A 26,551-nucleotide genomic window follows, 5' to 3' on the forward strand; every position below is an offset into this window, starting at 1 on the left:
GTCAGCGCGTGCGGGCGAGCACCGCGTCGAGCATCTCCTCGGTGAGCTTTCCCGTGAAGGTGTTCTGCTGACTGACGTGGTAGGACCCGAGCAGGCGGAGCCGACGCCCCTGCGGAGTGATCAGGTGAGATTCGGCGCCGTGCCCGAAGCGCGGCTTCGGGCGCGGCACCGTCCAGCCCAGCCGGCGCGCCGCGGCCAGGGCGGCGTCCCAGCCGATCGCGCCGAGGGCGAGCAGGCACCGCGCCGTCGGTGCGGCGAGCTCAAGCTCCCGGTCCAGCCAGTGCCCGCAGGTTCGGCGTTCCTCCGGAGTCGGTTTGTTGGCGGGCGGCGCACAGCGCACCGCCGCCACGATGCGCGCACCTGTCAGCTCCAGACCGTCGCCGGCATGGCGCGACGTCGGCTGACTCGCGTAACCGGCGCGGTGCAGGGCTGCGTACAGCCAGTCACCGCTGCGGTCTCCGGTGAACATCCGGCCCGTGCGGTTGGTCCCGTTCGCGGCCGGGGCCAGTCCGACGACGAGCAGGCGAGGCCGTGCGTCGCCGAACCCTGGACCGGGGCGGCCCCAGTAGGGCTGGTCGGCGAAGCCCGCCCGCCGGCCCGAGACGGCGACCGACTCGCGCCAGCCCACCAGCCGCGGACAGGCGCGGCAGACCGAGACCCGGGCGTCGAGCTCGGCCACGTCCGCGGCCGACCGGGCGAGATCGACCACCTCGTCCGCGCTGTGCGCGACCGGCGTGCCCGCATCGGCCGGGTCGTCCGGCCAGCCGCTGCCCGGCGGCACCGGCGAGGCGAACGGCACCCCGGTGAGCGGATGCGGCAGCTTCGGCGGATCCGTGCTCGTCGTGTGGTCCACCAGGCCATGGTGCCGCACGGACGGCCGCCGACGTGATTTGTGCCACTCCTACAACCTACGGCTACGTAGCCGCAGCATGCGCGACCTGTGTTGTGGGACCTCCACAAGGGTGGCGCCACCGGGTTAGCCACTCGGACAGACTTCTCCGCAACGGCAGGGTCGAGGTGGGCCGCCCGGACGCGACGTGGATAGTCTCGGCCGAGCATCCACCCTTCTCGCGCACCTCAGGAGCCTGTTCATGCCCAGCACCTCGACAGCGTCGGCCTCGCCCCGCCCGCTGGAGAAGGTGCTCATCGCGAACCGGGGGGAGATCGCGGTCCGTGTCGCCCGCGCCTGCGCCGACGCCGGCCTGTCGACCGTCGGCGTCTATGCGGACCCGGACCGGAACGCCCTGCACGTGACACTGTGCGACGAGTCCTACGCGCTCGGTGGGGCACGTGCGGTGGAGACCTACCTCGACATCGGGAAGATCCTCGACGTCGCGCGCCGCTCCGGCGCGGACGCGGTCCACCCCGGCTATGGGTTCCTCTCGGAGAACGCCGACTTCGCCCGTGCCGTCCTCGACGCCGGCCTGGTGTGGATCGGCCCGCCGCCCGAGGCGATCGACGCCCTCGGCGACAAGGTGACCGCCCGCCAGATCGCCCAGCAGGTCGGGGCTCCGCTCGTGCCCGGCACCCCCGATCCGGTCTCCGACGCCGACGAGGTGCTGGCGTTCGCCGACACCCACGGACTCCCGGTGGCGATCAAGGCCGCCTACGGCGGTGGCGGCCGTGGCCTGAAGGTCGCCCGGAGCCGGGAGGAGATCCCGGACCTGTTCGAGTCCGCCGTCCGGGAGGCCACGGCGTCCTTCGGACGCGGCGAGTGCTTCGTCGAGCGGTTCCTGGACCGCCCCCGGCACGTGGAGACACAGTGCCTGGCCGATGCGGCCGGCAACGTGGTCGTCGTCTCGACCCGGGACTGCTCGCTCCAACGGCGCCATCAGAAGCTCGTCGAGGAGGCTCCGGCGCCGTTCCTCACCGCCGAGCAGGAGACCGCGCTCGTCGAGGCGTCCCAGGGGATCCTGCGCGCAGCCGGTTATGTGGGCGCCGGGACCTGCGAGTTCCTCATCGGCGCAGACGGGACCATCTCCTTCCTGGAGGTCAACACGCGGCTGCAGGTCGAGCACCCGGTCAGCGAAGAGGTCACCGGCATCGACCTGGTGCGCGAGCAGCTCCGTCTGGCGGCGGGCGAGGAGCTGGGCTACGACGGCACGCAGATCCGCGGGCACAGCATCGAGCTTCGCATCAATGGCGAGGACCCGGCCGCCGGGTTCATGCCCGCGCCCGGCACGATCAACTCGCTGACCTGGCCCTCCGGCCCGGGCGTGCGCGTGGACTCCGGGGTGGTCGCCGGGGACGCCGTCACGGGCGCGTTCGACTCGATGCTCGCCAAGATCATCGTCACCGGCGCGACCCGCGCCCAGGCGATCGAACGGGCCCGGCGCGCACTGAAGGAGACGGAGATCGGTGGGATGCCCACCGTGCTGCCGTTCCATGCCGCCGTCCTGAGCGCGCCGGACTTCGTCGCCGCCGACGGCGCGGCCTCCTTCCGGGTGCATACGACCTGGATCGAGACGGACTACGCCGAGACGGTGCGCGCCCTGTCGTCGACCAGGCCGGCCGAGACGGCTGCCTCCCCGGAACCGGCGGCCGAGCCCGAGGCGACCGAACGCGTCGTGGTCGAGGTCGGCGGCAAGCGGCTCGAGGTGGTCCTGCCCGCGGGACTCGGGATCTCGGGTGGCATGCGAGGCGGCCAGCGGCGCCCGGTCCGGCGGACCGCGGCTCGCCAGAGCGCGGGCGCCTCGAGCAACGGCGCCGCGCTGTCCTCACCGATGCAGGGCACCATCGTGAAGGTGGCCGTCGACGAAGGGGACATCGTCGAGGCCGGTGATCTCGTCGTCGTCCTCGAGGCGATGAAGATGGAGCAGCCGCTGCTCGCCCACCGGTCCGGCCGGGTCCAGGGGATATCGGCCGCGGTCGGGCAGAACGTCGGCACCGGCGCGGTCATCTGCCAGATCGAGCCGGTCGAGAGCTAGCGCGCCGGTCGGCAGGCCGGCGACGACGCGGCGACCACCGATTGTGCGAGGCTGGAGACGTGAGTGCGCCCCAGCCTGCCCGGCGGCCGCCCGATGCCCGGGTGCATCGCCAGCCCGGGGACGGGTGGGTCGAGTGCGCCTGCGGGTCCCGGCACTGGGGCCTGAACGGCGCGGCCGGGTTGCTACTGTGGCGCCACGCCACCGACGGCGTCGAACTCGTGCTGCAGCACCGAGCCCTGTGGTCCCACTTCGGAGGCACCTGGGGCCTACCCGGCGGCGCGCTCGGCGACGGCGAAGACGCCCGCCGCGGGGCGGTGCGAGAAGCGGTCGAGGAGGCCGGCCTGGACGCCTCGGCGCTCGAGGTCCGCGCACAGCGCAGCCTCGTGCACCCGGACTGGACCTACACCACGGTGCTCGCCGAGGCCGTGGGACGGCAGGAGCCCTCCGTGGCGGACCCGGAGAGTCTCGAGGTGGCGTGGGTACCGCTGCGCGAGGTCACCGAACGGGAACTGCTCCCGGCGTTCGGCGACGCCCTGGGCGAGCTGCGCGGCATGCTGCGCCGCCTGGTGCTGGTGATCGACGCGGCGAACGTCGTCGGTTCGCGGCCGGACGGGTGGTGGGCCGACCGGGCCGGGGCGACGACCGCCCTGCGTGACCATCTCGCCGGAGTGAGCGCCGGCGGACTGTCCGGGTCGGACGTCGGCCTGCCCGGACAGACGTGGTTCCCCCGGGCGGTCCTGGTGACCGAGGGACGCGCCCGCGGTGTCGGTCCGGCGGCCGGTGTGGACGTCGTCGATGCCCCCGGCAGCGGCGACGACGCGATCGTCAGTGAGGTGCGCCGCCTGTCCGGCGACCCGTTGAACGAGGTGGTCGTCACGACGGCGGACCGCGGCCTGATCGACCGGGTCACCGCACTCGGCGCCCGGGTGGTCGGGCCGCGCCTGGTCCGGCACTGACGCGCCTTAGGCTGGAGCCATGACCGACCGCACCGCATGGGCCTTCGGCCTCGCCACACTCACCACCTCCGGCGACACGCTCGACGTCTGGTACCCCTCGCCCGCGCTCGGCGCCGCACCTGCGGACGCGACCGCGCCGGCCGAGCTGACGGCTCTGGAGCGCACCGACCCCGACCGCGAGGTGCGCACCCAGGTGGTGCGCACCGAGGCGGACCTCGACGCCGCCCCCGACTCGGCCGCCGACGCCTACCTGCGCCTGCACCTGCTCTCCCACCGCCTCGTGACCCCGAACGCCGTCAACCTCGACGGCGTCTTCGGCGTGCTCACCACGGTCGTGTGGACCTCGGCCGGCCCGTGCGCCGTCGAGGGGTTCGAGACCGCGCGGGCCAGACTGAAGGCGCGCCACGGCGCGGTCACCGTCCACGGCGTCGACAAGTTCCCCCGGATGGTCGACTACGTCATGCCGACCGGCGTGCGGATCGCGGACGCCGACCGCGTCCGTCTCGGTGCCCACCTGGCCGAGGGCACGGTCGTCATGCACGAGGGGTTCGTCAACTACAACGCCGGCACGCTGGGCCGGTCCATGGTCGAGGGACGGATCTCCCAGGGCGTCGTCGTCCACGACGGCGCCGACATCGGCGGCGGCGCGTCGATCATGGGCACGCTCTCCGGTGGCGGGAAGGAGCGGATCGCCGTGGGGCCTCGGTCGCTGATCGGCGCCAATGCCGGCCTCGGGATCTCGCTGGGGGCCGACTGCGTGGTCGAGGCGGGCCTGTATCTGACCGCCGGCACCAAGGTCTCGGTGATGGCGGGCGACGGGATGCGTCCGGACGGCGGGCAGCTCGACGAGCCGCCGGTGGTCGCGGCCCGGCAGCTCTCGGGCGTGGACAGCCTGCTGTTCCGCCGCAACTCCCTCTCCGGCGCCGTGGAGGCGCTACCGCGTTCGGGGAGTGGTGTGGAGCTCAACGCCGCCCTCCATGGCTGAACGCGGCAGACCGCGGCGCGGGTGCCTCGCCGGACTGGCGCTCGCCGTCGTGGTCTTCGCCGTCACCGTCGTCGCCGTCGTGCTGGCGTTGCGCGTGTTCACGGCGACGGATTCGGGGACCGGCCGCTGTACCGCGCCGCTGGAGGACGAGACACTCGGCCTCGCCCCGGACCAGGCCGACAACGCCGCACTCATGGGCGCCGTCGCCCTGCGGCGTGAACTACCGGCACGCGCGGTGACGATCGCCATCGCGACGGCGATGCAGGAGTCGCGGCTGCGGAACATCGACTACGGCGACCGTGATTCCGTCGGGCTGTTCCAGCAGCGCCCCTCGCAGGGCTGGGGAACGGTCGAGGAGATCATGGACCCGGTCTACTCGACCAACGCGTTCTACGACGTGCTGGTCACCGTCGAGGGGTGGGAATCTGCCGAGGTCACCGACGCCGCCCAGGACGTCCAGCGTTCGGCGTTCCCGGACGCCTACGCCCAGCACGAGTCCCGCGGACGGGCGTTCGCGTCGTCACTGACCGGGTACTCGACCGGCGCCCTGGTGTGCCGGCTCGATCCGGCGGCCGACGGCGGCGGGTCGGCGGCCGGCGCGCTCGATACCGTCTCCGATCGGCTGGCACGCGACTTCGTCGACATCGGCCTACAACGGGCCGAGGACCACCTCCTCGTGGACGCCACGACCCTCCCGGCAGGGCTGGACGACGCGCCCGCGCGCCGTGGCTGGGCCCTCGCCCAGTGGGCGGTGGCGACCGCGGAGGCGACCGGGGTCAGCGTGGTGGCCACCGACGGGCAGGCGTGGGTGCGCGACGACGGCGCGGAGGCGGGCTGGGCTCCGGTCGGGGACAGCGACCTGCCCGAGTCCGTCGCCCGGGCCCTCCAGCAGGCCGGCCCGGGCGCCGTCGTCATCGCATGAGTTCCCCTGAGCGCGCGAGGCCGCGCGGTGCCGGTGCGGGGCCCATCATCGACGCAGATGCGTACGATGTGCTGCGGTCCCTGCCCGGGAGGTATCCCTGTCCGTCAAAACCCCGACCGTCTACGACGTCGCAGCGCAGGCGGGTGTCTCGATTGCGACGGTCTCCCGTGTGTTCCGGCAACCGGAGGCCGTCCGTGAGGCGACCCGGGAGCGTGTCATGGCCGCGGTCCGCGAGCTGGGATACGTCCCGAGCGCCAGCGCGCGCGGACTGGCCGGACGGCGCACCTCCGTCCTGGGCCTGCTGCTGCCCGGACACGACGATCTCGAACCAGGGCGCTCCGCACCGGTCCGCTCGGGCGAGGTGGCGTTCATCGACGACCGGGCCGCCGCACTGACGCCCACGTCCCCGAATCTCTACTTCGACGAACTGCTGCGGGGCGTCGAGGTCGCGTCCTGGCGTGCCGGATACGCGCTGACCGTCACCGCAGGCCGGGGGATGAGCCGCGAGATGGTGCTCAGCGACATCGCCGGCCGGGTGGACGGACTGGCCGTCGTCGCTCGCACCCTCTCCGACGACCTCGTCTCCCGCACCGCCCGCCGCCTGCCCATCGTCGTCCTCGCGGGGACGGGGGCCGGCGGCGTCGATCACGTCGAGGTCGACAACCGCGGGGGGATGCGCGCACTGAGCCGCCACGTCCTCCAGGTCAAGCCCCCGGGCCCAGTGCTCTACCTCGAGGGCCCGCGCCAGTCCCCCGACGCCGAGGCGCGCGCTGCGGGCTTCGGTGAGGCCGTCGACGGAGCCGACGAGGACGTCCACCGCCGCCCGGCCGAGTTCACTCACGAGGGCGGCTATGCCGCGACGGCGGACTTCCTGCGCGTCCGCCGCCCGGGCGCCGTGGTGGCCGCGAACGACCAGAGCGCCCTCGGCGCCCTCGACGCCCTGCGGCGGGTGGGCGTGCGCGTGCCCACCCAGTGCGTGGTCACCGGCTTCGACGGCATCGACGCCGGGCGCTACGCCAACCCGTCGCTGACGACGGTCCGCCAGCCGATGACCGCGCTCGGCGAACGTGCCGTCGAGGTCCTCCTACGCAGGCTCGGCGAGCCCGAGCTTCCACCCTGCGGCCTTCAACTCCCGGTCGAGGTCCTCCTGCGCGACAGCTGCCCGCCTGCGGACTGACGCTCCCTCGCCCGGACGGCAGGCCACCACCCCGCCCGAGCAGGCCGTTTGCCGAATGGCAATGTATGCGCATACATTGCTCGCATCGGCCGACGAAGCCGAGACAACGACGTGAAGGAATGAACGACGTGGCAACGACGCAGAAGCGGCGCAGGTGGCGACTGGTACTGGCCACCGCGGTGGCCGTGGGGCTGGCGTTCGGCGGGTGCAGCGTCCAGATCCACAGCCGTCCGGACCCCTCGATCGGGGACGACACCCTGCTCGTGGCCGGCGACGCCGGGTCGCCGAACTTCGAGCGGAACTTCAACCCGTACCTGTCCAGCTCCCGGGCGGCCACCGACTACATCTACGAGCCGCTCATCATGATCAACCCACTCGACGGCGAGCAGAGCCCCTGGCTCGCGCGGGACTGGTCCCAGCCGGATCCGGCGACCATCGAGATGCAGCTGCGCCCGGACGTGACGTGGCAGGACGGCGAGCCGTTCACGGCCGAGGACGTCCTGTTCACCTTCCAGCTGCTGAAGAACAACCCGGCCATCGACCTCAACGGGGCGTGGAACCGCCTCGAATCCGTCGAGGCCGACGGGGACACCGTGACCTTTCACCTCAAAAGCGCGGACGTCCCGGCGGTCTCGGTCATCGGCAAGACCCTCATCGTGCCGGAGCACATCTGGGCCGACGTCGAGGACCCGTCCACCTGGCGCAACCAGGACCCGGTGGGCACCGGTCCGTTCACCGTCGGCAACTTCACCCCGCAGCAGTACAGCCTCGACAAGTACCACGACTACTGGCAGGCCGACACCGTCCGCATCGAGCACGTGGTGCTGCCCGCGGCGAACAAGGAGGTCGATCTGGTCACCCGCGGGTTCGATTTCGGGTACTCGTTCATGAGCGACGTCGAGGGCACCTGGGGCGCTGCCAACGAACACAACAAGTACTGGTTCCCGCCGGGCGGCACGATCAGCCTGCAACCCAACCACGAGGTCGAGCCGTTCGACGACGTCGACGTGCGCCGTGGCCTCGCCCTAGCCCTGGACAAGGCGCGCATCGCCGAGGTCGCCGTCGAGGGCCACATGGACGTGGCTAGCCAGACCGGGCTCCTGCTGCCCAACCAGGAGGATCTGCTCGATCCGGTCATCCCGGACGACGGCATCATCGCCCAGGATCGCGAGGCCGCCATCGAGTCCTTCGAGGAGGCCGGCTTCAGCTACGACGGCACGACCATGCGCGAACCCGACGGGCAGCCGTTCAGCTTCTCGATCATGACGGCCAACGGGTACACCGACGCATTGCGCGCGTGCCAGGAGATCCAACGGCAGCTGCGCCGCATCGGCATCGAGGTCACCATCGAGGCGCCGCAGGCCGCCGCCAAGGAGTCCGCGATGAGCAACGGCGACTTCGAGACGGCCATCAACTCCTCCGGTGGAGGCGACGCGTACCAGGGCTACAACAATCTGCTGTCCTCGGAGTTCTACGCCCCGGTGGGCGAAGCGTCGCAGAACAACCGCATCCGTTTCCGTGACGACCACGTCGACGATCTGCTGCAGCAGTACCGCCGCACCACCGACGAGGCAGCGCAGCGGGAGATCATCACCGGCCTGCAGCACGAGTTCTACGACCAGGTCCCGGTCATCTCGCTCTACTACGGAGCGCTCTGGGGCCTGTACAACGACGGGCGTTTCACCGGCTGGCCCACGGAGGAGGACCCGTACGCCCCGCTGCAGACCTGGGGATCGAGCCTGTTGCTGATCATGACCCACCTGCGGCCCGTCGAAGGCGCGGGTGACCAGTGAGGTACGCGCTGCAGAAGGTCGGCCTGTTCCTGCTCACACTGTGGGCGGCCGTCAGCCTCAACTTCCTCCTCCCCCGTCTCATGCCCGGGTCCCCTACCGACGCCGCGATCGCCCGGCTCAGTGAGAACGGACCGGTCACCGAGGCCACCCGCGCGGCGATCGAGGCGCAGCTCGGCATCCCGGGCGGAAGCCTGTGGAGCCAGTACGTCGCCTACCTGGGTCAGGTGGTCCGCCTCGACTTCGGCAACTCCTACGCCTTCTATCCGGAGCCCGTCGCCGCCCTCATCGGCCAGGCCCTGCCGTACACGCTGGTGCTCGTCGGCGCGGTGACGGTCCTGGCCTTCGTCGTCGGGACACTGCTAGGGGTACTGGCGGCCTGGCGGCGAGGCACGTGGCTGGATGCGCTGCCCACCGTGGGCGGCTCCTTCGTCAACACCTTCCCGTACTTCTGGACGGCGCTGCTGCTGCTGTTCGTGCTGGGCTACCTCTGGCACCTCTTCCCCAGCTCCGGCGCCTATTCCGCCACCGCCGTACCGGACCTGTCCTGGGAGTTCCTCGGGGACGCGCTCTACCATGCGGCGCTCCCGGCTCTGACGATGTTCGTCACGTCCCTCGGCGGGTGGATCATCGGCATGCGGAACGCGATGATCAACACTCTCGGCGACGACTACGTCACCTTCGCCGAGGCGAACGGGCTGCGCGGACGCACCGTGGCGCTGCGGTACGCCGCGCGGAACGCGATCCTGCCGAACCTCACCGGGTTCGGTCTGGCCCTGGGGGGCGTCGTCGGCGGCTCCATCCTCGTCGAGCAGGTCTTCAGCTACCCGGGCATCGGTTACCTGCTCTTCAACGCGGTGCTCGGCCAGGACTACCCGCTCATGCAGGCCCTCTTCCTCATGATCACCGTCAGCGTGCTCGTCGCGAATCTCGTGGTCGACCTGTTGTACGGCGTTCTCGACCCAAGGACACGACGATGAACTCTGCGACGACGCATGACCCGACCGAGCCGCTGACCGACCGTGGACGTGGTCCGGTAACCGGGGGGCAGCAGGCACCGGGGCGGTTCGTCTCACTCGCCCGCGCCGGGCGGACCATCTGGGGCAACCGCAAAGCACGAGCCGGTGTCATCATCCTCGGCGTTTTCGTGGTGATGGCGCTCGTCGCACCCGTGCTGGCGCCCTACTCCCCCACCGACAACAGCTTCGAGCGCAGCATGGACGCCTCCGGCGCCCACTGGCTCGGCACCACGGCGGCCGGCGAGGACGTGCTCAGCCAGCTCATCTACGGCGCGCGCATCTCGTTGCTGGTCGGGTTCGGTGCCGGTGGCATCGCGACAGTCATCGGCGTCCTCGTCGGCCTGACCTGGGGATACATCTCCGGGCTGCCGGCCGACATCGTGAACTTCGTGGTCAACCTCTTCCTGGTGATCCCGGGCCTGCCGCTGATGATCGTCATCGCCGCCTACCTCCAGAACGGCGGCATCGCCGTGATCATCGCGGTCATCGCGATCACCGGCTGGGCCTGGGGTGCGCGCGTGATGCGCAGTCAGACCAGGTCGCTCCGGTCGCGTGACTTCGTCCAGGCTGCCAGGTTCTCCGGGGATCGGGCACCGCGGATCATCTTCCGGGAGATCCTGCCGAACATGACCTCGATCATCGCGGGCGGCTTCTTCGGCTCTGCGACCGCGGCGATCCTCGCCGAGGCGGGCCTGGAGTTCCTCGGGCTCGGGGACAGCTCGATCGTTACCTGGGGCACGATGCTCTACTGGTCGCAGAATTCCAACGCGCTGCTGTCCGGCCAGTGGGCGCTGCTCTTCGCTCCTGGTCTCGCCATCGCCCTGCTGGCGACATCGCTGACGCTGATCAACTTCGGCGTCGACGGCATCAGTAATCCTCGGCTGCGCGAAGGGAGCACGGGTCGATGAGCGAGCAGAGGAGCACGACGGTTTCGGATCCGATCCTGCGCGTCGAGGATCTCTCGGTGGTGTACGAACCGGTCGGTGCGCCGACCACGCACGCCGTGACGGACGTCTCGTTCGACATCGGACGTGGCGAGTTCGTCGGCCTGGTCGGCGAGTCCGGTTCGGGCAAGTCCACGCTGGGATTCGCGATCACCAAGCTGGCGAAACCGCCGGCGCGCATCAGCGGCGGGCGCATCCTCTTCCAGGGCCGCGACATCGCGCCGCTGTCCGCGGAGGAGCTGCGGGTGCAGCGTCGCGGCGGTTTCGCCATGGTGCTCCAGTCCGGCATGAACGCGCTCAACCCGGTGCGCACGATCCGCAACCACTTCCGCGACATCTTCGCGGCCCACGGCCACGTCCCGGCCGCCAGACGTGAGGAGCGTGCTCGCGAGCTGGTGGCCAAGGTCGAGCTGGAGGAGTCCGTGCTCGAGCGGTATCCCGACGAGCTCTCGGGTGGCATGCGTCAGCGCGTCACGATCGCCCTCGCGCTCTCGCTCGAGCCGCAGCTGATGGTCTTCGACGAGCCGACCACGGCGCTGGACGTCCTGGTCCAGCACGCCGTGATGGACACCATCCGGGACCTGCAGCGTGCCGAAGGGTTCACGGCCGTCCTCATCAGCCACGACCTCGGCGTCGTGCTGGAGTCGGCCCAGCGCGTGCTGGTCATGCACGACGGCGAGATCGTCGAGGACGCCCCGAGCGGCCGGATCCTCCACGAGCCACAGCACGACTACACCCGCATGCTGCTCGGCCACTATGCCGACCCGCGGGCCGAGATCGTCACTCTCCCGGGGCTCGAGGATCGTGCCGTCGTCGACCGCGACGATCCGGGCACGAACGGATCAGCGTCGGACGGGGATCCCGTTGCGCACGACCGCGGGCCGGGGCAGGCCGACGGCCGAGACCACGTCTCCGGCGGCCCCCGCGAGGACGCGATGAGCCGGTTCGCAACTCCTGGCGCCGAAACGGGCGGGGCACGGCGCGGCGAGCGAGCCCTGACCGTCGAGCACGTCTCGAAGGTCTACCCGCCGCCGCGTCGCCGCGCGGCGGCGGTCCAGGCCGTCGACGACGTCTCCTTCACCCTGGAGCCCGGTGCCGCCCTGGCCCTGGTGGGACAGAGCGGCAGTGGTAAGTCCACGATCGCGAAGATGCTCACGGGTGTGGAGCGCCCGACGTCCGGCAGTATCCGGTTCGGGGACGTCTCGGTCGGCGATCTTCCCCGCCGCAGGCTGCGCGTCCTGCGCCGGGACATGCAGATGGTCTTCCAGGACCCGTACGCGGCCCTGAACCCGCTGCACACCGTGGAGTACGCACTGACCCGCCCGGTGGTCAACCTCGCTGGGCTCAGGGGCCGCGACGCCCGACGTCGCGTCCTCGAGCTCCTGGAGACGGTGGGACTGACGCCGGTGGAGGAGTTCGCCGCCAAGCTGCCACACCAGCTCTCCGGCGGCCAGCGTCAACGCGTGGTGATCGCCCGGGCGCTCGCCTGCGACCCGCAGGTGATCATTGCCGACGAGCCGGTCTCCATGCTCGACGTCTCACTGCGCGCCGGCGTGCTGCAACTGCTGCGGGACTTGCGTCAGCGTTGGGGAGTCTCGCTGCTGTACATCACCCACGATCTCCTCAGCGCGCGCCTCATCACTGACGACATCCTCGTGCTCAGTCAGGGCCGCGTGGTCGAATCCGGTCCGACGGCGAGGGTGATGCGCCACCCCGAGCACGAGTACACGACCGCCCTGTTGGACGCCATCCCGAACCCCGCGCGTATCCATGGAGCCGCATGACCCCCGGTCATACCCACGGCAAGCACTCCGGCCGGAGCAGGCTGGCCACTCTGCCCGCGCGCCCTCCCTATGGCGAGCTGACGCTGGCCCCCTTCGTGGAGACGGTCGAGATCGCCATGCCGTACGGGGCACTCTCGGGCGCACGCGTGCTGCCCGACGGCGACCCGCTCGGGACCGTTCTCCTGGTGCCCGGATACACAGGGTCGAAGGAGGACTTCCGCAGCCTGCTGCCGATCCTGCGCAAGCGCGGCTGGGCCGCGCTGGCGATCAGCCGGGTCGGACAGGCAGATTCGACCGACCCCCAGGACCCTGCGGCCTACACACTGGACGCCGAGGCGGGCGACGTCGTCACCGTCGCGCAGCAGCTCGACGGCGGTCCCGTGCACCTGCTCGGCCACAGCCTGGGCGGCGTGATCGGGCGTGCGGCCGTCATCGCGCGGCCGGAGTTGTTCGCCTCCGTCACCCTGCTGTGCTCCGGCCCGCGAGGCTGGCCGCACCGGAAGCTGCGGGAACGCGTGCTCGCCGCGGGACCGGGCAACCGGGCACTGTGGGAGGCCGGGAACCCGCGGTGGATCGGGATCGATGAGTCGGAGATGGACCCGGACACCCGGTTCGTCCGTCGGCGTCTGCTCGACACCTCACCGCTGAGCATTGTCGGAGGAGGCGAGATTCTCGAAGTCGCCGACGACCGCACGGACGCGTTGGGGGCCACCGGTGTCCCCGCGCACGTGGTGCGGGCGAGACCGACGAGCACTGGCCCTCGAGTTGGCAGGCCGAGATGGCCGAGCGCCTCGGCGCACCCTACTCGGTGGTTCCAGGGGCCGACCACTCCCCCGCGCTGGAGAACCCCGGCGCGACCGCCGAGATCCTCACCTCGTTCTGGAGCCGCCACCGCTAGAGAACACGCAGAGATGTCACTGCCTGTCGCCGTGACCGCTCCGGCGGCCGGGCGGACAGGACACCACCCATGTCATGCAGGACCGGGGCGACGCCGACGGCACCGTCCCCGCCCGGCTGAGCCGGGCGCCACGATCAGATGAACGGAGCACTGTGCTTTCCTTCCCCGACGGCTTCCTCTGGGGCGCCGCCACCGCCGGCCACCAGATCGAGGGCAACAACATCAACTCGAACTGGTGGGTGCACGAGCACGAGCCGGACACGCACATCGTCGAGCCGAGCGGCGATGCCGCGGACAGCTACCACCGCTACGCCGAGGACATCAAGATCCTCGCGGACCTCGGGCTGAACTCCTACCGGTTCTCGATCGAGTGGTCCCGGATCGAGCCCGAGCGCGGCGTGGTCTCCAAGGCCGAGCTGGCGCACTATCGCCGAATGATCGACACATGCCTCGAGCACGGCGTCGAGCCGATCGTCACCCTCATGCACTTCACCGTGCCGCGGTGGTTCGAACGGGACGGATTCTGGCGTGCCGGCGACGCCCCGGATCTGTTCGCGCGCTACACCGAGACGGTGCTGCCCATCCTGCAGGGCGTGCGCTATGTCTGCACCATCAACGAGCCGAACATCGCTGCGATGATCGCCGGCGGCGAGGACGCGAAGAACCTGGTGGCGCACGGTCTGGCGTTCCCCGATCTGCACGTGGCCGACCAGCTGCTCGCGTCCCACCGGCGCAGCCGCGAGGTGCTCTCCGCGGTACCCGGTCTGCGGTCCGGGTGGACCGTCGCGACACAGGCGTTCCATGCGACCGGGGAGGAAGGCAGCGCCGAGAAGCTCCAGGAGTACGGCTATCCTCGGGACTTCTGGTACCTGGAGAACAGTGCCGGTGACGACTTCCTGGGCGTACAGGCCTACACCCGTACCTTCATCGGCCCGGACGGCCCGTTGCCCACTTCCCCGGAGAGGGAGACCACACTGACCGGCTGGGAGTTCTTCCCCCCGGCCGCCGAGCTCGGGCTACGCAGCGCGTGGGAGCTGTCGGGGCAGGTGCCGTTGATGATCACCGAGAACGGCATCGCCACCAGTGACGACACCCGCCGGATCGCCTACACGCAGGGTGCCCTTGAGGGCGTGCACCGGGCGATCTCCGACGGCATCGACGTGCGCGGCTATCAGCACTGGAGTCTCCTGGACAACTACGAGTGGGCGAGCGGCTACCGCCCGACGTTCGGCCTCATCGGGTGGGACAGCGAGACCTTCCAGCGGCACATCAAGCCCTCGGCGCGTTGGTACGGCGCCGTCGCGCGGGCCAACGCCCTCTGACCGGGTGACCGGGCCGCCACACGGCCTGGTCACGCCCGACCGACCCGTCGTCGAGAGTAGCCGATTCCGCGGAAAGCCGACGTTTGAACATCCGCTTTCAGCGCAAGTGGCAGCACTCGGCGCGGATCCACAGCACTCGGCCCCCATCCGGCGCACAAGGAGAGGAACCACGATGAGTCGCCGTCGTCCGAACATCCTCATGGTCCTGACCGACGATCACGCCTCGCACGCCGTCGGCGCGTACGGGTCGGTGGTCAACCGCACCCCCCGCATGGACGAGATCGCCGAGCACGGCTGGGTGATGGAGAATTGCTTCTGCACCAACTCGATCTGCACGCCCAGCCGGGCTTCGATTCTCACCGGCACGTACAGCCACATCAACGGCGTTACGACACTGTCCACGCCCATGGACCGCGAGCTGCCCACGTTCGTCAGCCGCCTGCACGAGGAGGGGTACCGCACCGGGATCGTCGGCAAGTGGCACCTCGGTGAGGGCGAGGGGAGCCGGCCCCGCGGGTTCGACCGCTGGGAGATCCTGCGCGACCAGGGCGAGTACTTCGACCCGGTGTTCCGCACCGAGAACGGTGAGACCCGGCGGCATGGGTACGCGACCGACATCATCACCGACGTGGCGCTGGATTGGATGGACGAGTGGCACGAGCAGGATCCGGACCGGCCGTGGTGCCTGCTGGTCCACCACAAGGCGCCCCACCGCTCGTGGGAGCCTGACGCCGCGCACGCCGGGATGTACTCCGACCCCATCCCGGTGCCGACGACCTTCACCGACGACTACGCCACCCGCGGGCTCGCGGCGCACCGGGCCGCCATGCGGATCGCGGACCATCTGACGCTCGAGGACCTCAAGCAGCATCCGCCGTCGGGTCTGAGCTACGAAGAACTGGCGGTCTGGAAGTACCAGCGGTACATGGAGGACTACCTGGCCTGCGTGGCGTCGGTGGACGACAACGTGGGCCGTCTGACCGACCGCTTGCGCCAGTACGGGTGGTTCGAGGACACCTTCTACTCCTACGCCTCCGATCAGGGCTTCTTCCTGGGGGATCACGGCTGGTTCGACAAACGTTTCATGTACGACGAGTCGATCCGGATGCCGCTGCTGCTCAGCTATCCGGCGGCGCTGCCGGCCGGACGCCGCAGCGACCGGATCGTGACGAACGTCGACTTCGCGCGGACGTTCCTCGAGGCCGCCGGAGTGACGCCGGATCCGGGCATGCAGGGCACGAGCTTCTTCACGGCACTACGCGACGGCATCCCGAACGATCCGGACCAGGCGCTGTACTACCGCTACTGGGAGAACGACGACGGTATCCACGGTGCGCTTGCCCACTACGGCATCCGCACCGACCGCTACAAGCTCATCTACTTCTACAACGACGGACTCGGGCTCCCGGGCACGCGCCGCAACCTCTACTCACCCGAGTGGGAGCTCTACGACCTAGCCGAGGACCCGGAGGAGTTGAACAACGTGGCGCACGACCCGGCCTACGCGGAGGTGCGAGCCGAGCTAGAACGCCGGCTCGCCGAGGAGCAGGCCGCGGTCGGGGACGAGCCGTACGAGCTGCCGGTGGACGCCGACGGTCGGCCCACCCGAGTGGTCAACCCACCCCGGCCGCGGGCAGCCAGCGCCCCCCGGCCCTGACCTGATAGCGGTATCCGGCCGGGCGCCGTCGCCGTCGCATGAGCGGTCGGCTCCCCGCCGGGCGCCACCGGGCACCGGGCTCCGGGCGCCGGGCATCGACGACGAGGCCCCCGCACCGACCTGGTACGGGGGGCCTCGCGGCGGACGGCTCAGCGCCGCTCGACTGGGACGTACTCCCGCTCGGCGGCACCGGTGTAGACCTGACGCGGACGCCCGATCTTGGTGCTCGGGTCGGCGATCATCTCCCGGTACTGCGCGATCCAGCCCGGCAGTCGGCCCATCGCGAACAGCGGGGTGAACATCGATGTCGGGAAGCCCATGGCCTTGTAGATGAGGCCGGTGTAGAAGTCGACGTTCGGGTAGAGCTTGCGCTCGATGAAGTAGTCGTCGTTGAGCGCGATCTCCTCCAGGCCCATGGCGATGTCGAGGAGTTCGTCGTCCTTGCCGAGTTTCTGCAGGACGTCGTGGGCGGCGTCCTTGACGATAGCAGCGCGCGGGTCGTAGTTCTTGTAGACCCGGTGGCCGAAGCCCATGAGCCGGACGCCGTCCTCCTTGTTCTTCACGCGGCGCATGAAGTCCGAGGCGTCGCCGTCGCTGGCCTGGATCTCGGTGAGCATCTCGAGCACCGCCTCGTTGGCGCCGCCGTGCAGCGGCCCGGACAGCGCGCCGACGCCGGCCGCCACCGAGGCGTAGATGTTGGCGTGGGCGGAGCCGACCATGCGCACGGTCGAGGTCGAGCAGTTCTGCTCGTGGTCGGCGTGCAGGATGAGCAGCATGTCGAGGGCCTTGACGATGGCCGGGTCGATGTCATGCCGCTGATACGGCAGCCCGAACGTCATCCGGATGAAGTCCTCGACGTAGCCCTTCGACGCGTCCGGGTAGAGCAGCGGCAAGCCGGTGGCACGCTTGGCGATCGCCGCGATCATCGTCGGCACCTTCGACATCAGCAGCACGGTCGACAGCTCGCGCTGGTACTCGTCGTGCGGGTCGAGGGTGTGCTGGTAGTACGTGGCCAGCGCGGAGATCCCGGCCTGCAGGATCGCCATCGGATGCCCATTGGATGGGAAGGCGGTGAAGAACGCCTTGAAGTCCTCGTGCAGGATGGTGTGCCGCTTGATCCGGCGTTCGACCGCCTCGAGGGTCTCGGCGTCCGGCAACTCCCCGTAGATGAGCAGGTACGCGGTCTCGAGGAAGTTCGAGTTCTGGGCGAGCTGCTCGATCGGGTATCCGCGGTATCGCAGGATGCCGTTGGCGCCGTCGATATAGGTGATGGCCGAGGTCGTCGAGGCCGTGTTCATGAAGCCGGTGTCGAGCGTGACGAGTCCGGTCTCCTTCAGCAGCGAGGAGATGTCGACCCCGTCGTTGCCCTCCACGGCCGGCACCCGCTCGAACTGGAGGGTCTTTCCGTCCACGTTGAGCGTCGCCGGGCCGGCATTGTCGACCGCCGTCGCGCTGACTTCGGTCTGCGACATGTGGTTCCTCCTCGCTGGGCACCTGTGGGCGCCGCACCGCATACGTACGTCCCCGGGTTCTGCCGGGATCCGGCTACCAACATATGCCATCGGCAGAGGTATGCAGAACCCGGCGAAAGCGGTGGCCTCGCACCGTTCCCGGGCGGTGGCCGCACCAGCCGTGCCCCCGAGCCCCGTGCCGCGCTCCGACGCCGTCTCCTCCACCGTGTGAGACCGTCCGGGACAGGATCGAGAAGTCGGCACACGAATGACGAGTGGGCACAGGATCGACGAGTGGGCACAGGAATGACGAGTGGGCACAGGAATGACGAGTCGGCGGGCCTGGGGTGGGTGTGGGGTCAGCGGAGGGAGCCGCCGTCCACGAGCCGGGTCACCGCCTCCTGGACACGTTCATCCGTGGCCGTCAGCGCCATCCGGACATACCCCTCGCCGGCCGGGCCGTAGAAACTGCCGGGCGCGACGAGGATGCCGCGCTCCGCCAACCGGTCGACGATCTCCCACGACGACGCCGAGCCGCTCCGCAGCCACAGGTACAGCCCGGCCACGGAAGCCGGGTCCTGCTCGAGCCCGGCGGTCGCGACAGCCTCCAGCAGCGCCAGCCGTCGCGCCCGGTAGCGGGCCTTCTGCTCGGCGACGTGGTCGTCGTCGCCCAACGCCGCCGCCATGGCCGCCTGCACGGGCGCCGGCAGGATCATCCCCGCGTGCCGCCGCACCTCTCGCATCGGGCCCACCAGGGCCGGATCACCCGCCACGAGCGCGGCGCGGTATCCGGCGAGGTTCGACTGCTTGGACAGCGAGTACAGCACCAGGAGGCCGGACGGGTCCTCCCCGCACACGCGCGGGTCCAGCAGGCTCGGGACGCCGTCGCTGGCCCACGGCTCGGCCCAGCCGAGCTCGGCGTAGCACTCGTCCGAGACCACCACCGCGCCCTGGCGGCGTGCCCAGGTCACGACGGCGGCGAGCTGCTCGACGCCGAGCACGTGCCCGTCCGGGTTCCCGGGCGAGTTCAGCCAGACGAGGCGCACCCGCTTGTCGTCCGGCCAGGAGTCCGGATCCGCGGGGTCCACGGGTCGCGGCGTCGCGCCGGCGAGCCGGGCTCCGACGTCGTAGGTGGGGTAGGCCCGCTGCGGATGGAGGACGACGTCGCCGGGTCCCAGCTCGAGCAGGGCCGGCAGGAGCGCGACCGCCTCTTTGGAACCGATCGTGGGCAGCACGCCGGCCGGTTCAAGGGCGGTCACGCCACGCCGGCGGGCGAACCAGTCGACGATCGCAGTACGCAGCTCGGGTGTCCCCGCTGTCTGGGGGTATCCCGGCGCGTCGGCCGCTGCGACGAGCGCGTGGCGTGCCACCGCCGGGGTCGGGTCGACCGGCGTCCCGACCGACAGGTCCACGATGCCGCCGGGATGCGCACCGGCTCGCTCCTTGGCCCCGGTCAGGGAGTCCCAGGGGAAGTCGGGCAGTGCCGTGCCGTGCAGCGGCACGTCAGTCCTGCGGGGGGAGCGCAGCGACCAGCGGGTGGTCCTTGTCGATCATGCCCATCTTGGCGGCACCGCCCGGCGAGCCGATGTCGTCGAAGAACTCGACGTTGGCCTTGTAGTAGTCGGCCCAGATGCTGGGGGTGTCGTCCTCGTAGTAGATGGCCTCGACCGGGCACACCGGTTCGCATGCGCCACAGTCCACGCACTCGTCCGGGTGGATGTACAGCATCCGCTTGCCTTCGTAGATGCAGTCCACCGGGCATTCGTCGACGCACGCCAGGTCCTTGACGTCCACACAGGGCTGGGCGATGACGTAGGTCACGGAGGCCTTCCTTTCGTCTCGAGCGGGACGCACGCGGCGGCCGGTCCGTCCAGTATCGCGCAGGGAGCGGCGTGACGACGACCGCGCGGGGACTCGGGGCACGATGTGAGACATGACTGATACTGCGCCGTCGTCACCCCCGCCGTGGACCCGCTGGCAGATCGGCGAACGGGTGGTCGTGCGATACCGGGCCGAGGACGGGCTGCATGATGCCCTCGGTGATCTGCTCGACGTTGCCGAGGACGGCGTCGTCGTACGCACGCGGCGCGGTGACGTGCGCGTGCCCGGCGAGGCGATGGTCACCGGCAAGCGGGTGCCGCCGCCTCCGCCGCGCAGGCGGCCGCGCGCGGACTGACCGGAGTGCGTAGCGGGCTCAGCCGCCGCCGTCTCCGTTCCCGCCGCCGTTACCTCCGTTGCCATCGCCGTTGCCGCCGTCACCGCCGCTGTCGTCACCGTCACCGCCACCTCCGGACGAGGGCGGCGAACCGCAGACGACGTGGTTCCACGGCGAGTACGTCCAGTTCCAGCTCTCCTCGTCGACCACCTCGCCGTCCCGCGAGCGGGTGCGCGTCACGGTCACCGAGAAGCCGTTCTGACCGCCCGATTCCGGGACACACTCGGGAGAGGGGTTGTAGACGGTCTGCGGGCTGACGATGTTGTACGGATCGGAGGTGGACGTCTGGACGTCCCACACATCCGTGCCCCAGAGCCGGGCGTGGACGCGGTCCGAGCTGACCCAGGCCTCCACGAGGACGCCGTAGTCGGTGTTGTTGCGCCACACCATGTCGATGGATGGCTCCCACAGCGTGGCCTCGCGGCCCTGGGGGTAGCGGTCGAACCAGCGGCTGTGCGGGGTGTGCTCGACGTCATCCATACCGGCGAGGAAGGCGACGTTGTACAGGGTCGTGGACAGCTGGGACAGGCCACCGCCGACGGCCTCGGACTCGAAGCCGTCCTCGACGACGCCGGAGGAGACGTAGCCGTTGGCGGCGGAGATCGGACCGATGACGTCGAGCAGCGAGAACTCCTCGCCCGGCATGATCAGGGTGCCGCTGGCCTTGTCCGCGCCGACCTGGAGATTGGTGGTGCGGACCGGGTTGTAGGGCATCGGGGTCGAGAACTCGGAGATCACCTCGTTCACGCCGAGCTCCTCGGCGTCCTCCGTGGTGAACTCGGGCTCGGACTCGACGAGCTCGACCTCGGCGGTGCGTTCTCCGGAGGTGCCGGCCTGCTTGACGGCGCGGGCGAGCTGGTCCGGATCGAGGCCGGTGCCGGTGGACGAGGGGCGGATCTCCGGGCCGTCACTGCCGAGGACGATGCGGGCGTCCTCCCCTGCCGTCTCGATGTCCGGGTTGACCTCGGTCACCTCGTCGGCGAGGCCCTCGCCGTCGAGGCGTAGCTCGAGTGCGCCGTCCCGGGCCTCGAACGTCGCGTGCGAGGCGAGCTGGTCCGGACCGAGCTCGGCGAGCTGGTCGCCGACCTCGACGGTCACCGAACCGGACACGAGCGGCTCCGCCTGCTCGGTGAGCGCGGTCTCGACGGCGTCCGGCCCGATATCGGGCGCCACCTCCTCGGTCGACAGCTCGATGGGACGCTCCTCGGTGAGCCAGCCCTCGGCGATCTGCTCGGTCGCGGCGTCGACGTCGACGGCGGTTCCCGGTTCCGGTTCGGTGACCTCCGGTGTGGTCCCGGAGAAGGCGATCGCCCCCTCGACCGGTGCCACGTCGAGCTCGGTCGCGGACGACTGCACCGCCTCCCGCAGGGCCGCCTCGTCGTGCTCGGTGACGGGGTCGACGGCACCGAGCCCGAACGCACGGCCCCAGAGCACACGCGGATCGAGCGTGAAGCCGACCAGATCATCCACGGTGGTCTCGGCGTCGAATCTCAGGCCGGTGGAGGCCGGGTCGATGCTGGAGACACCCTCACCGACGGTGACCGGGACCTGTTCCTCCGCGACCGGACCCAGTTCCCGCTCGAGCCGGTCGACCGCCTCGTTGCCGGACATCCCGCCGATCGGCACCCCGGCGACGGTCGCACCTGTGGGGACCCGGTCGCCGAGGAACCAGGCGGCCGCCCCGTAGGCGGCGGCGAGGACGACCACGACCAGGAGCGTCACCAGAGCCGCGCGCCGACCGCGGCGGGGCCGGTCCGTCTCCGGTGCGAAGGCGGCCATCGGGTCCTCCTGGTGCGAGGTGGCGTCCGGATCGGCCGTTGCCGACGGGTGCGCGGACGCTCCTGCGGCGGCGTCGGTCGCGGGCGCTTCCTCGGGCGTGATGACGGTGGTCTCCGTCACGTCCTCGTCCCGTGTCGCGGCGGACCCGGCGGCGGTGCCCTCCGCGTCCTCGGGCCCGTCCGGTGAGGGCGCCGTCGCGCTCTCCAAGGCCGCCGTCCCGGGCTCGCCATCACTGCCGGGGTCGGCCTCGGAGCGGCCCGAGGCGAGGTCCTCGTCCGCGGGCGGCGGGGGCGGGGGGACCTCGTCCGGGTCGCGCTGGCGCCGATCGAGCACACGGTCCAGGTCCGCCATCCCGGAGCCCGGCTCCGGGGCGCCGTCGTCCGGCGTCGCGTTCTCGCGCCCGTGCTCGGGCGTGCGGTCGTCAGTCACTCAGTAGTCCCTATCCCCCTGGGCCCGGCGCGGACCCTCATGCATGCTAGTCGCCGAGCCGGGCGCACCCGCTGTGCGGCGCGCGCCGTCACCACATCGTTACTCGCGACCCCGGCGGGTCAGGACAGTGTCCGGAGCCGTCCCAGGTGGTGGACCAGTCCACCCGTCCCGGTCGATCCTGCTGCGACGTCGACGACGTCACCGACGACGACGTCGTGGTCCCCGGCGGTGCGGATCCAGGCCGTCCGGCACTCGAGCCACCCCTGCGCCGGTTCGATGAGGGCGGCGCCGCTGTGCGGACCCCGGCGGTGCTCGATGCCGACGAGCTGGCCGACGGCGGGACGGCCGGGTTCGGCGAGCCGTTCGGCGGCGACCGAGCCGGAACCGTCCAGGATGCTCAACGCCCAGCTGTCGACCTCGTCGAGCGCCTCTCGCAACCGGGCGTCGGTGTGCACGCAGAAGAGCACCATCGGCGGTCGCAGCGAGACCGAGGCGACCGCCGTGGCGGTCATGGCCAGGTCGAGCCTGCCGTGGCGGACGGCGACGACGGTCACGCCGCCGGGCAGGCGCGCCATGGTGGCGCGGAAGTCGTGGACGAGTTGCTCGCTGCGGACCTCGCTCACGGCCGTCCGTCCTCCCGTGTGCCACGCGGCCGGTCGGAGAACAGCGACCGGGGCATCAGTGCCGCGGCGGCCCCGGCCACCGGCGCACCGAGCAACCAGATCCGGCTGACCAGGTCGTCGGTCACCAACACGTCTCGTCCGGGTCCGAGGAAGGTCAACCCGAGAACCACGACGACGGCGGTCAGCAGGTACAGCACCATTCCGGCGCGGTCGGCCGCGGCGCGCGCGAAGAGCCCGCCGAGGAGGACGAGCAGGAGCGCGAAGAGCAGCCCTTCCGGCAGTCCGTCGTCGCCCCAACGGTGCGCGAGAGTGCCGCACAGCCCGACGAGCACGCCGACGACGACCGCGGCGACGTGTGCGGCGATGCCGACGGGTGCGTCGGTGCTCATGGCCTCCTGGTCCTGGACCGGTTCGGTCATACCCGTGCGCCACCGAGGTAGGCGGCCAGCCGATCCAGCCCGTGGGTGCCGGCCAGCCGGTCCCGTGTCAGGCCGTCCACGGTGCGCGGGTCGGTCAGCTCGGAGACGAGGTCGCGGCCGGAGGCCAGGCGCAGGCCGGCGGTGCCCAGGATCGGCTGGAGCATACCGTTGCTGAGGGCGAACCAGCCGACCAGCGGCAGGCCACGCTGCTCCGGGCGTGAGCGGTCGAGCAGGCGGGTCGCCTGGATCTGGGTACGGTGCGCGTGCAGCGCCTCCGCCAGCACGGGCAGCACCGGCTTGATGTCAAGCGTGAGGTCGACCGACTCGAGCGGGACCACGCGCGAGGGCACGTCGCCGTCGGCGGGACTCGCGCCGAGCACGTCGCCCCGCAGGCCGAACTGCGGATCGTGCTCGACCATCTCTTCCAACCAGTGCAGCGCCGCGCGGTAACGCTCCTCCGCATTGACCGGCCACGCGAGGACGGGCACGAACCACGGGTCGAGCCCGTCGAGCGGGTCGTCCTCGTCCTCGACCGGTGGGGCGTCGGCCGCGAGCTCGACCGCGCGCATGGTGACGTGGTGGACGTGCACGTGGTCGGGATGCCCGTAGCCACCGCCCGGCTCGTCCGTGAGGACCACCTGTGGGCGGCACTGGCGCAGGAGCGCGGCCAGCAGCCGGGCGGCCACCTCGACGGCGACGCCGGAGAATGCGTCCGGCCCGGCCTCCTCTCCCGGCCCGGCCAGGCCCGGGCGGATCCACGCCATACCGGAGTCGGTGAACCGGGTGGGCCGCCGCGCCTCCAATCCGGGCTGGGTATCGAGGAAGCGGTGGGCGGTCAGGCCGAGGGCTCGCAGTGCCCGGCCGATCTCGTGCTCGCGCTCGTGGGCGAGCGACTGGGGGTCGGTGGCCAGGTGCGCCAGCTCCGGCGGGATGACCTCGCCGCGTTCGCCGCGGGTGGCGGTGACCACCGTCGTCGGCACGCCGGCGGCGGCGGCCGTGGCGAGGACCGTCCCGGCGCCGAGTGTCTCGTCGTCCGGGTGGGCGAACACGCCGAACACTCCGCCGGTGGCCAGCGGCGCATGGGAGAGGGCGTGCGGGTCGCTCATCCCTCCATCATGACGCGTCCTCGCCGCGGACGGCACATCTCGTGCCGTTCGGCCGTAGCAGGTCCCGCCCGCGAGGTTCGGGGACGCGCGGTGCGCGGCCTCAGACCGACGCGGCCGCCCGCTTGTTCCGTGCCGCCGCCCGGTAGCGCTCCTGGCTGTCGAGGATGACTTTGCGGATGCGGACCACCTCGGGCGTGACCTCGACGCACTCGTCCTCCGCGGCGAACTCGAGGGACTCCTCGAGCGTGAGCTTGCGCGGCGGGACGAGGTTCTCGAAGGTCTCCGCCGTCGAGGAGCGCATGTTCGTCAGCTTCTTCTCCTTGGTGATGTTGACGTCCATGTCCTCGTTGCGGGAGTTCTCCCCCACCACCTGGCCTTCGTAGACCTCGGAGGTGGGCTCGACGAAGAACGAGCCGCGTTCCTGCAGGTTGATCATCGCGTACGGGGTCACCGCACCGGGACGGTCAGCCACGAGCGAACCGCTCGAGCGCATCTCGATCGGGCCGTGCCAGGGCTCGAAGCCCTCGGAGATGGAGAACGCGATGCCGGTGCCGCGGGTCTCGGTGAGGAACCGGGTGCGGAAGCCGATCAGACCGCGGGCCGGGACGAGGAACTCCATGCGGACCCACCCGGTCCCGTGGTTCGCCATCGTCTCCATCCTGCCCTTGCGGGCGGCCATGAGCTGCGTGACGGTGCCGAGGTACTCCTCCGGCACGTCGATGGTCATGCGCTCCATCGGCTCCTGACGCACGCCGTCGATGGTGCGGGTGACCACCTGAGGCTTGCCGACGGTGAGCTCGAAGCCCTCACGCCGCATCTGCTCGACGAGGATCGCGAGCGCCAGTTCCCCGCGGCCCTGGACCTCCCACGCGTCGGGGCGATCGGTGGGCAGCACGCGCAGCGAGACGTTGCCGACTAGCTCGGCGTCGAGGCGGTCCTTGACCTGGCGGGCGGTGAGCTTGTGCGCCGCGCCCTTGGCCGCCCCCTTGCCGGCCAGCGGCGAGGTGTTGATGCCGATGGTCATGGAGATGGCGGGTTCGTCGACCGTGATGCGCGGGAGCGGGCGCGGGTCGTCGAGGTCGGTCAGCGTCTCGCCGATCATGATGTCGGCGATGCCGGCGACGGCGACGATGTCCCCGGGGCCGGCCGAGGTGGTGGGGACCCGGTCGAGCCCGCGCGTCTGAAGTAGCTCGGTGATCCGGACCGAGCTCATGGTGCCGTCGTGGCGCGCCCAGGCGACCTGCTGGCCCTTGTTCAGGGTGCCGTTGAATATGCGGAGCAGGGCGAGGCGGCCGAGGAACGGCGAGGCGTCGAGGTTGGTCACGTGCGCCTGGAGCGGCATGTCCGGCTCGTAGGTCGGTGCCGGGATCTTCTCCAGGATCGTGGCGAACAGCGGCTCGAGGTTCTCACTGTCCGGGAGGGCACCGTCCTCCGGCTGGGTCAGCGAGGCGCGGCCGGCCTTGGCGGAGGCGTGGACCACGGGGACGTCGAGGATGGCGTCGAGGTCGAGCTCGGCCCCGTCCGGCATCTCCTCGGTCAGGTCACTCGCCAGGCCGAGCAGGAGGTCGGTGGTCTCGGCCACGACCTCGGTGATGCGGGCGTCGGGCCGGTCGACCTTGTTGACGACGACGATGACCGGCAACCGGGCGGCGAGGGCCTTGCGCAGGACGAAGCGGGTCTGCGGCAGCGGCCCTTCCGAGGCGTCGACGAGCAGGACGACACCGTCGACCATGCTGAGGCCGCGCTCGACCTCGCCGCCGAAGTCGGCGTGCCCGGGGGTGTCGATGACGTTGATCGTCACGCCGTCGTCCTCGCCGCGGGCCGCGGCCGACGGGCCGGTGTACCGGATCGCCGTGTTCTTGGCGAGGATGGTGATGCCCTTCTCCCGCTCGAGGTCACCGGAGTCCATGACACGCTCCTCGACCTGCTGGTGGGCACCGAACGCTCCGGCCTGGCGGAGCATGGCGTCGACGAGAGTCGTCTTCCCGTGGTCGACGTGGGCGACGATGGCGACGTTGCGCAGGTCGGAGCGCACGGACATGCTGACTCACTTTCGAGGAGAAGGGGCCCGCGATCCGCGCGGGCGGGCGCCGGAGAACGGCGCACTGCTACGCGGCCATGGTACCGGCCGAGGCTGCCGGCGCTTCC

Annotated in this window: 22 protein-coding genes; 13 read left to right on the top strand and 9 right to left on the bottom strand. The window is 71.0% G+C overall.

The window, feature by feature from the left end; genetic code table 11:
- Nucleotide 1: 1 nt before the first annotated feature.
- A complete protein-coding gene (locus ACFSE6_RS04350) occupies nt 2–856 on the bottom strand; it encodes a uracil-DNA glycosylase (protein ID WP_465254121.1) in 855 nt (284 codons plus the stop codon).
- Nucleotides 857–1,091: 235 nt separating this feature from the next.
- On the opposite strand from ACFSE6_RS04350, the gene ACFSE6_RS04355 reads away from it, so the two are divergent.
- The 12 genes from ACFSE6_RS04355 (at nt 1,092) to ACFSE6_RS04410 (ending at nt 16,381) form a co-directional block, all read left to right on the top strand.
- Nucleotides 1,092–2,927 (top strand): acetyl/propionyl/methylcrotonyl-CoA carboxylase subunit alpha, encoded by a 1,836-nt coding sequence (locus ACFSE6_RS04355; protein ID WP_388002546.1) that lies wholly within the window; start codon nt 1,092–1,094, stop codon nt 2,925–2,927.
- A gap of 59 nt (nt 2,928–2,986) precedes the next feature.
- The gene (locus tag ACFSE6_RS04360; protein ID WP_388002549.1) at nt 2,987–3,883 is read left to right on the top strand and encodes an NUDIX domain-containing protein; all 897 of its coding nucleotides are present in this window, start codon (nt 2,987–2,989) and stop codon (nt 3,881–3,883) included.
- A gap of 19 nt (nt 3,884–3,902) precedes the next feature.
- Nucleotides 3,903–4,868, top strand: coding sequence for a 2,3,4,5-tetrahydropyridine-2,6-dicarboxylate N-succinyltransferase (dapD, locus tag ACFSE6_RS04365; protein ID WP_388002552.1), 966 nt, complete (start codon nt 3,903–3,905; stop codon nt 4,866–4,868).
- The gene (locus tag ACFSE6_RS04370) at nt 4,861–5,790 is read left to right on the top strand and encodes a hypothetical protein (RefSeq protein ID WP_388002555.1); all 930 of its coding nucleotides are present in this window, start codon (nt 4,861–4,863) and stop codon (nt 5,788–5,790) included. The genes dapD and ACFSE6_RS04370 overlap by 8 nt, the downstream gene beginning before the upstream one ends.
- Before the next feature lie 169 nt (nt 5,791–5,959).
- Nucleotides 5,960–6,967 carry a LacI family DNA-binding transcriptional regulator gene (locus ACFSE6_RS04375; RefSeq protein WP_465254117.1) on the top strand — a complete coding sequence of 336 codons (1,008 nt, stop codon included), beginning with the start codon at nt 5,960–5,962 and terminating at the stop codon, nt 6,965–6,967.
- Nucleotides 6,968–7,095: 128 nt separating this feature from the next.
- Nucleotides 7,096–8,760 (top strand): ABC transporter substrate-binding protein, encoded by a 1,665-nt coding sequence (locus ACFSE6_RS04380; RefSeq protein ID WP_388002558.1) that lies wholly within the window; start codon nt 7,096–7,098, stop codon nt 8,758–8,760.
- A complete protein-coding gene (locus ACFSE6_RS04385) occupies nt 8,757–9,737 on the top strand; it encodes an ABC transporter permease (RefSeq protein ID WP_388002561.1) in 981 nt (326 codons plus the stop codon). The genes ACFSE6_RS04380 and ACFSE6_RS04385 overlap by 4 nt, the downstream gene beginning before the upstream one ends.
- Nucleotides 9,734–10,684: an ABC transporter permease gene (locus ACFSE6_RS04390; protein WP_388002564.1), complete on the top strand. Its 951-nt coding sequence runs from the start codon at nt 9,734–9,736 to the stop codon at nt 10,682–10,684. The genes ACFSE6_RS04385 and ACFSE6_RS04390 overlap by 4 nt, the downstream gene beginning before the upstream one ends.
- A complete protein-coding gene (locus ACFSE6_RS04395; RefSeq protein ID WP_388002567.1) occupies nt 10,681–12,504 on the top strand; it encodes an ABC transporter ATP-binding protein in 1,824 nt (607 codons plus the stop codon). The genes ACFSE6_RS04390 and ACFSE6_RS04395 overlap by 4 nt, the downstream gene beginning before the upstream one ends.
- The gene (locus ACFSE6_RS04400; protein ID WP_388002570.1) at nt 12,501–13,544 is read left to right on the top strand and encodes an alpha/beta hydrolase; all 1,044 of its coding nucleotides are present in this window, start codon (nt 12,501–12,503) and stop codon (nt 13,542–13,544) included. The genes ACFSE6_RS04395 and ACFSE6_RS04400 overlap by 4 nt, the downstream gene beginning before the upstream one ends.
- A gap of 10 nt (nt 13,545–13,554) precedes the next feature.
- Complete coding sequence (locus tag ACFSE6_RS04405; protein ID WP_388002573.1) at nt 13,555–14,724, top strand: glycoside hydrolase family 1 protein; 1,170 nt, start codon at nt 13,555–13,557, stop codon at nt 14,722–14,724.
- Nucleotides 14,725–14,896: 172 nt separating this feature from the next.
- On the top strand, nt 14,897–16,381 hold the full coding sequence (locus tag ACFSE6_RS04410) for a sulfatase family protein (protein WP_388002576.1): 1,485 nt from the start codon (nt 14,897–14,899) through the stop codon (nt 16,379–16,381).
- A 149-nt stretch (nt 16,382–16,530) separates the two neighbouring features.
- Here ACFSE6_RS04410 and ACFSE6_RS04415 read toward each other — a convergent pair whose 3' ends face one another.
- The 3 genes from ACFSE6_RS04415 to fdxA all read right to left on the bottom strand — a co-directional run bounded on the left by ACFSE6_RS04415 (nt 16,531) and on the right by fdxA (nt 19,653).
- Nucleotides 16,531–17,853, bottom strand: a complete 1,323-nt coding sequence (locus ACFSE6_RS04415; protein ID WP_388002579.1) for a citrate synthase — start codon at nt 17,851–17,853, stop codon at nt 16,531–16,533.
- A 338-nt stretch (nt 17,854–18,191) separates the two neighbouring features.
- Nucleotides 18,192–19,334: a succinyldiaminopimelate transaminase gene (gene dapC / locus ACFSE6_RS04420; RefSeq protein ID WP_388002582.1), complete on the bottom strand. Its 1,143-nt coding sequence runs from the start codon at nt 19,332–19,334 to the stop codon at nt 18,192–18,194.
- A gap of 1 nt (nt 19,335) precedes the next feature.
- Nucleotides 19,336–19,653 carry a ferredoxin gene (gene fdxA / locus ACFSE6_RS04425; protein ID WP_388002585.1) on the bottom strand — a complete coding sequence of 106 codons (318 nt, stop codon included), beginning with the start codon at nt 19,651–19,653 and terminating at the stop codon, nt 19,336–19,338.
- Nucleotides 19,654–19,765: 112 nt separating this feature from the next.
- Here fdxA and ACFSE6_RS04430 point away from each other — a divergent pair, with 112 nt between their 5' ends.
- On the top strand, nt 19,766–20,008 hold the full coding sequence (locus ACFSE6_RS04430) for a putative acetyltransferase (protein ID WP_388002588.1): 243 nt from the start codon (nt 19,766–19,768) through the stop codon (nt 20,006–20,008).
- 18 nt (nt 20,009–20,026) lie between these two features.
- Here the strand turns inward: ACFSE6_RS04430 and ACFSE6_RS04435 are convergent, their stop codons facing one another.
- The 5 genes from ACFSE6_RS04435 to typA all read right to left on the bottom strand — a co-directional run bounded on the left by ACFSE6_RS04435 (nt 20,027) and on the right by typA (nt 26,444).
- Complete coding sequence (locus tag ACFSE6_RS04435; RefSeq protein ID WP_388002591.1) at nt 20,027–22,255, bottom strand: VanW family protein; 2,229 nt, start codon at nt 22,253–22,255, stop codon at nt 20,027–20,029.
- Between the two features lie 119 nt (nt 22,256–22,374).
- Entirely contained in the window at nt 22,375–22,878 is a 504-nt protein-coding gene (locus tag ACFSE6_RS04440) for a flavin reductase family protein (protein ID WP_388002594.1), read from the bottom strand.
- Nucleotides 22,875–23,267, bottom strand: coding sequence for a hypothetical protein (locus tag ACFSE6_RS04445; protein ID WP_388002597.1), 393 nt, complete (start codon nt 23,265–23,267; stop codon nt 22,875–22,877). Before ACFSE6_RS04445 ends, ACFSE6_RS04440 begins: the two co-directional genes overlap by 4 nt.
- Before the next feature lie 26 nt (nt 23,268–23,293).
- On the bottom strand, nt 23,294–24,403 hold the full coding sequence (locus tag ACFSE6_RS04450) for a PIG-L family deacetylase (RefSeq protein ID WP_388002600.1): 1,110 nt from the start codon (nt 24,401–24,403) through the stop codon (nt 23,294–23,296).
- A 100-nt stretch (nt 24,404–24,503) separates the two neighbouring features.
- Nucleotides 24,504–26,444 (bottom strand): translational GTPase TypA, encoded by a 1,941-nt coding sequence (gene typA / locus ACFSE6_RS04455; RefSeq protein WP_388002603.1) that lies wholly within the window; start codon nt 26,442–26,444, stop codon nt 24,504–24,506.
- Nucleotides 26,445–26,551: the final 107 nt, after the last annotated feature.

This window comes from Georgenia deserti, from assembly GCF_042680605.1.
Classification (GTDB): domain Bacteria; phylum Actinomycetota; class Actinomycetes; order Actinomycetales; family Actinomycetaceae; genus Allobogoriella; species Allobogoriella deserti.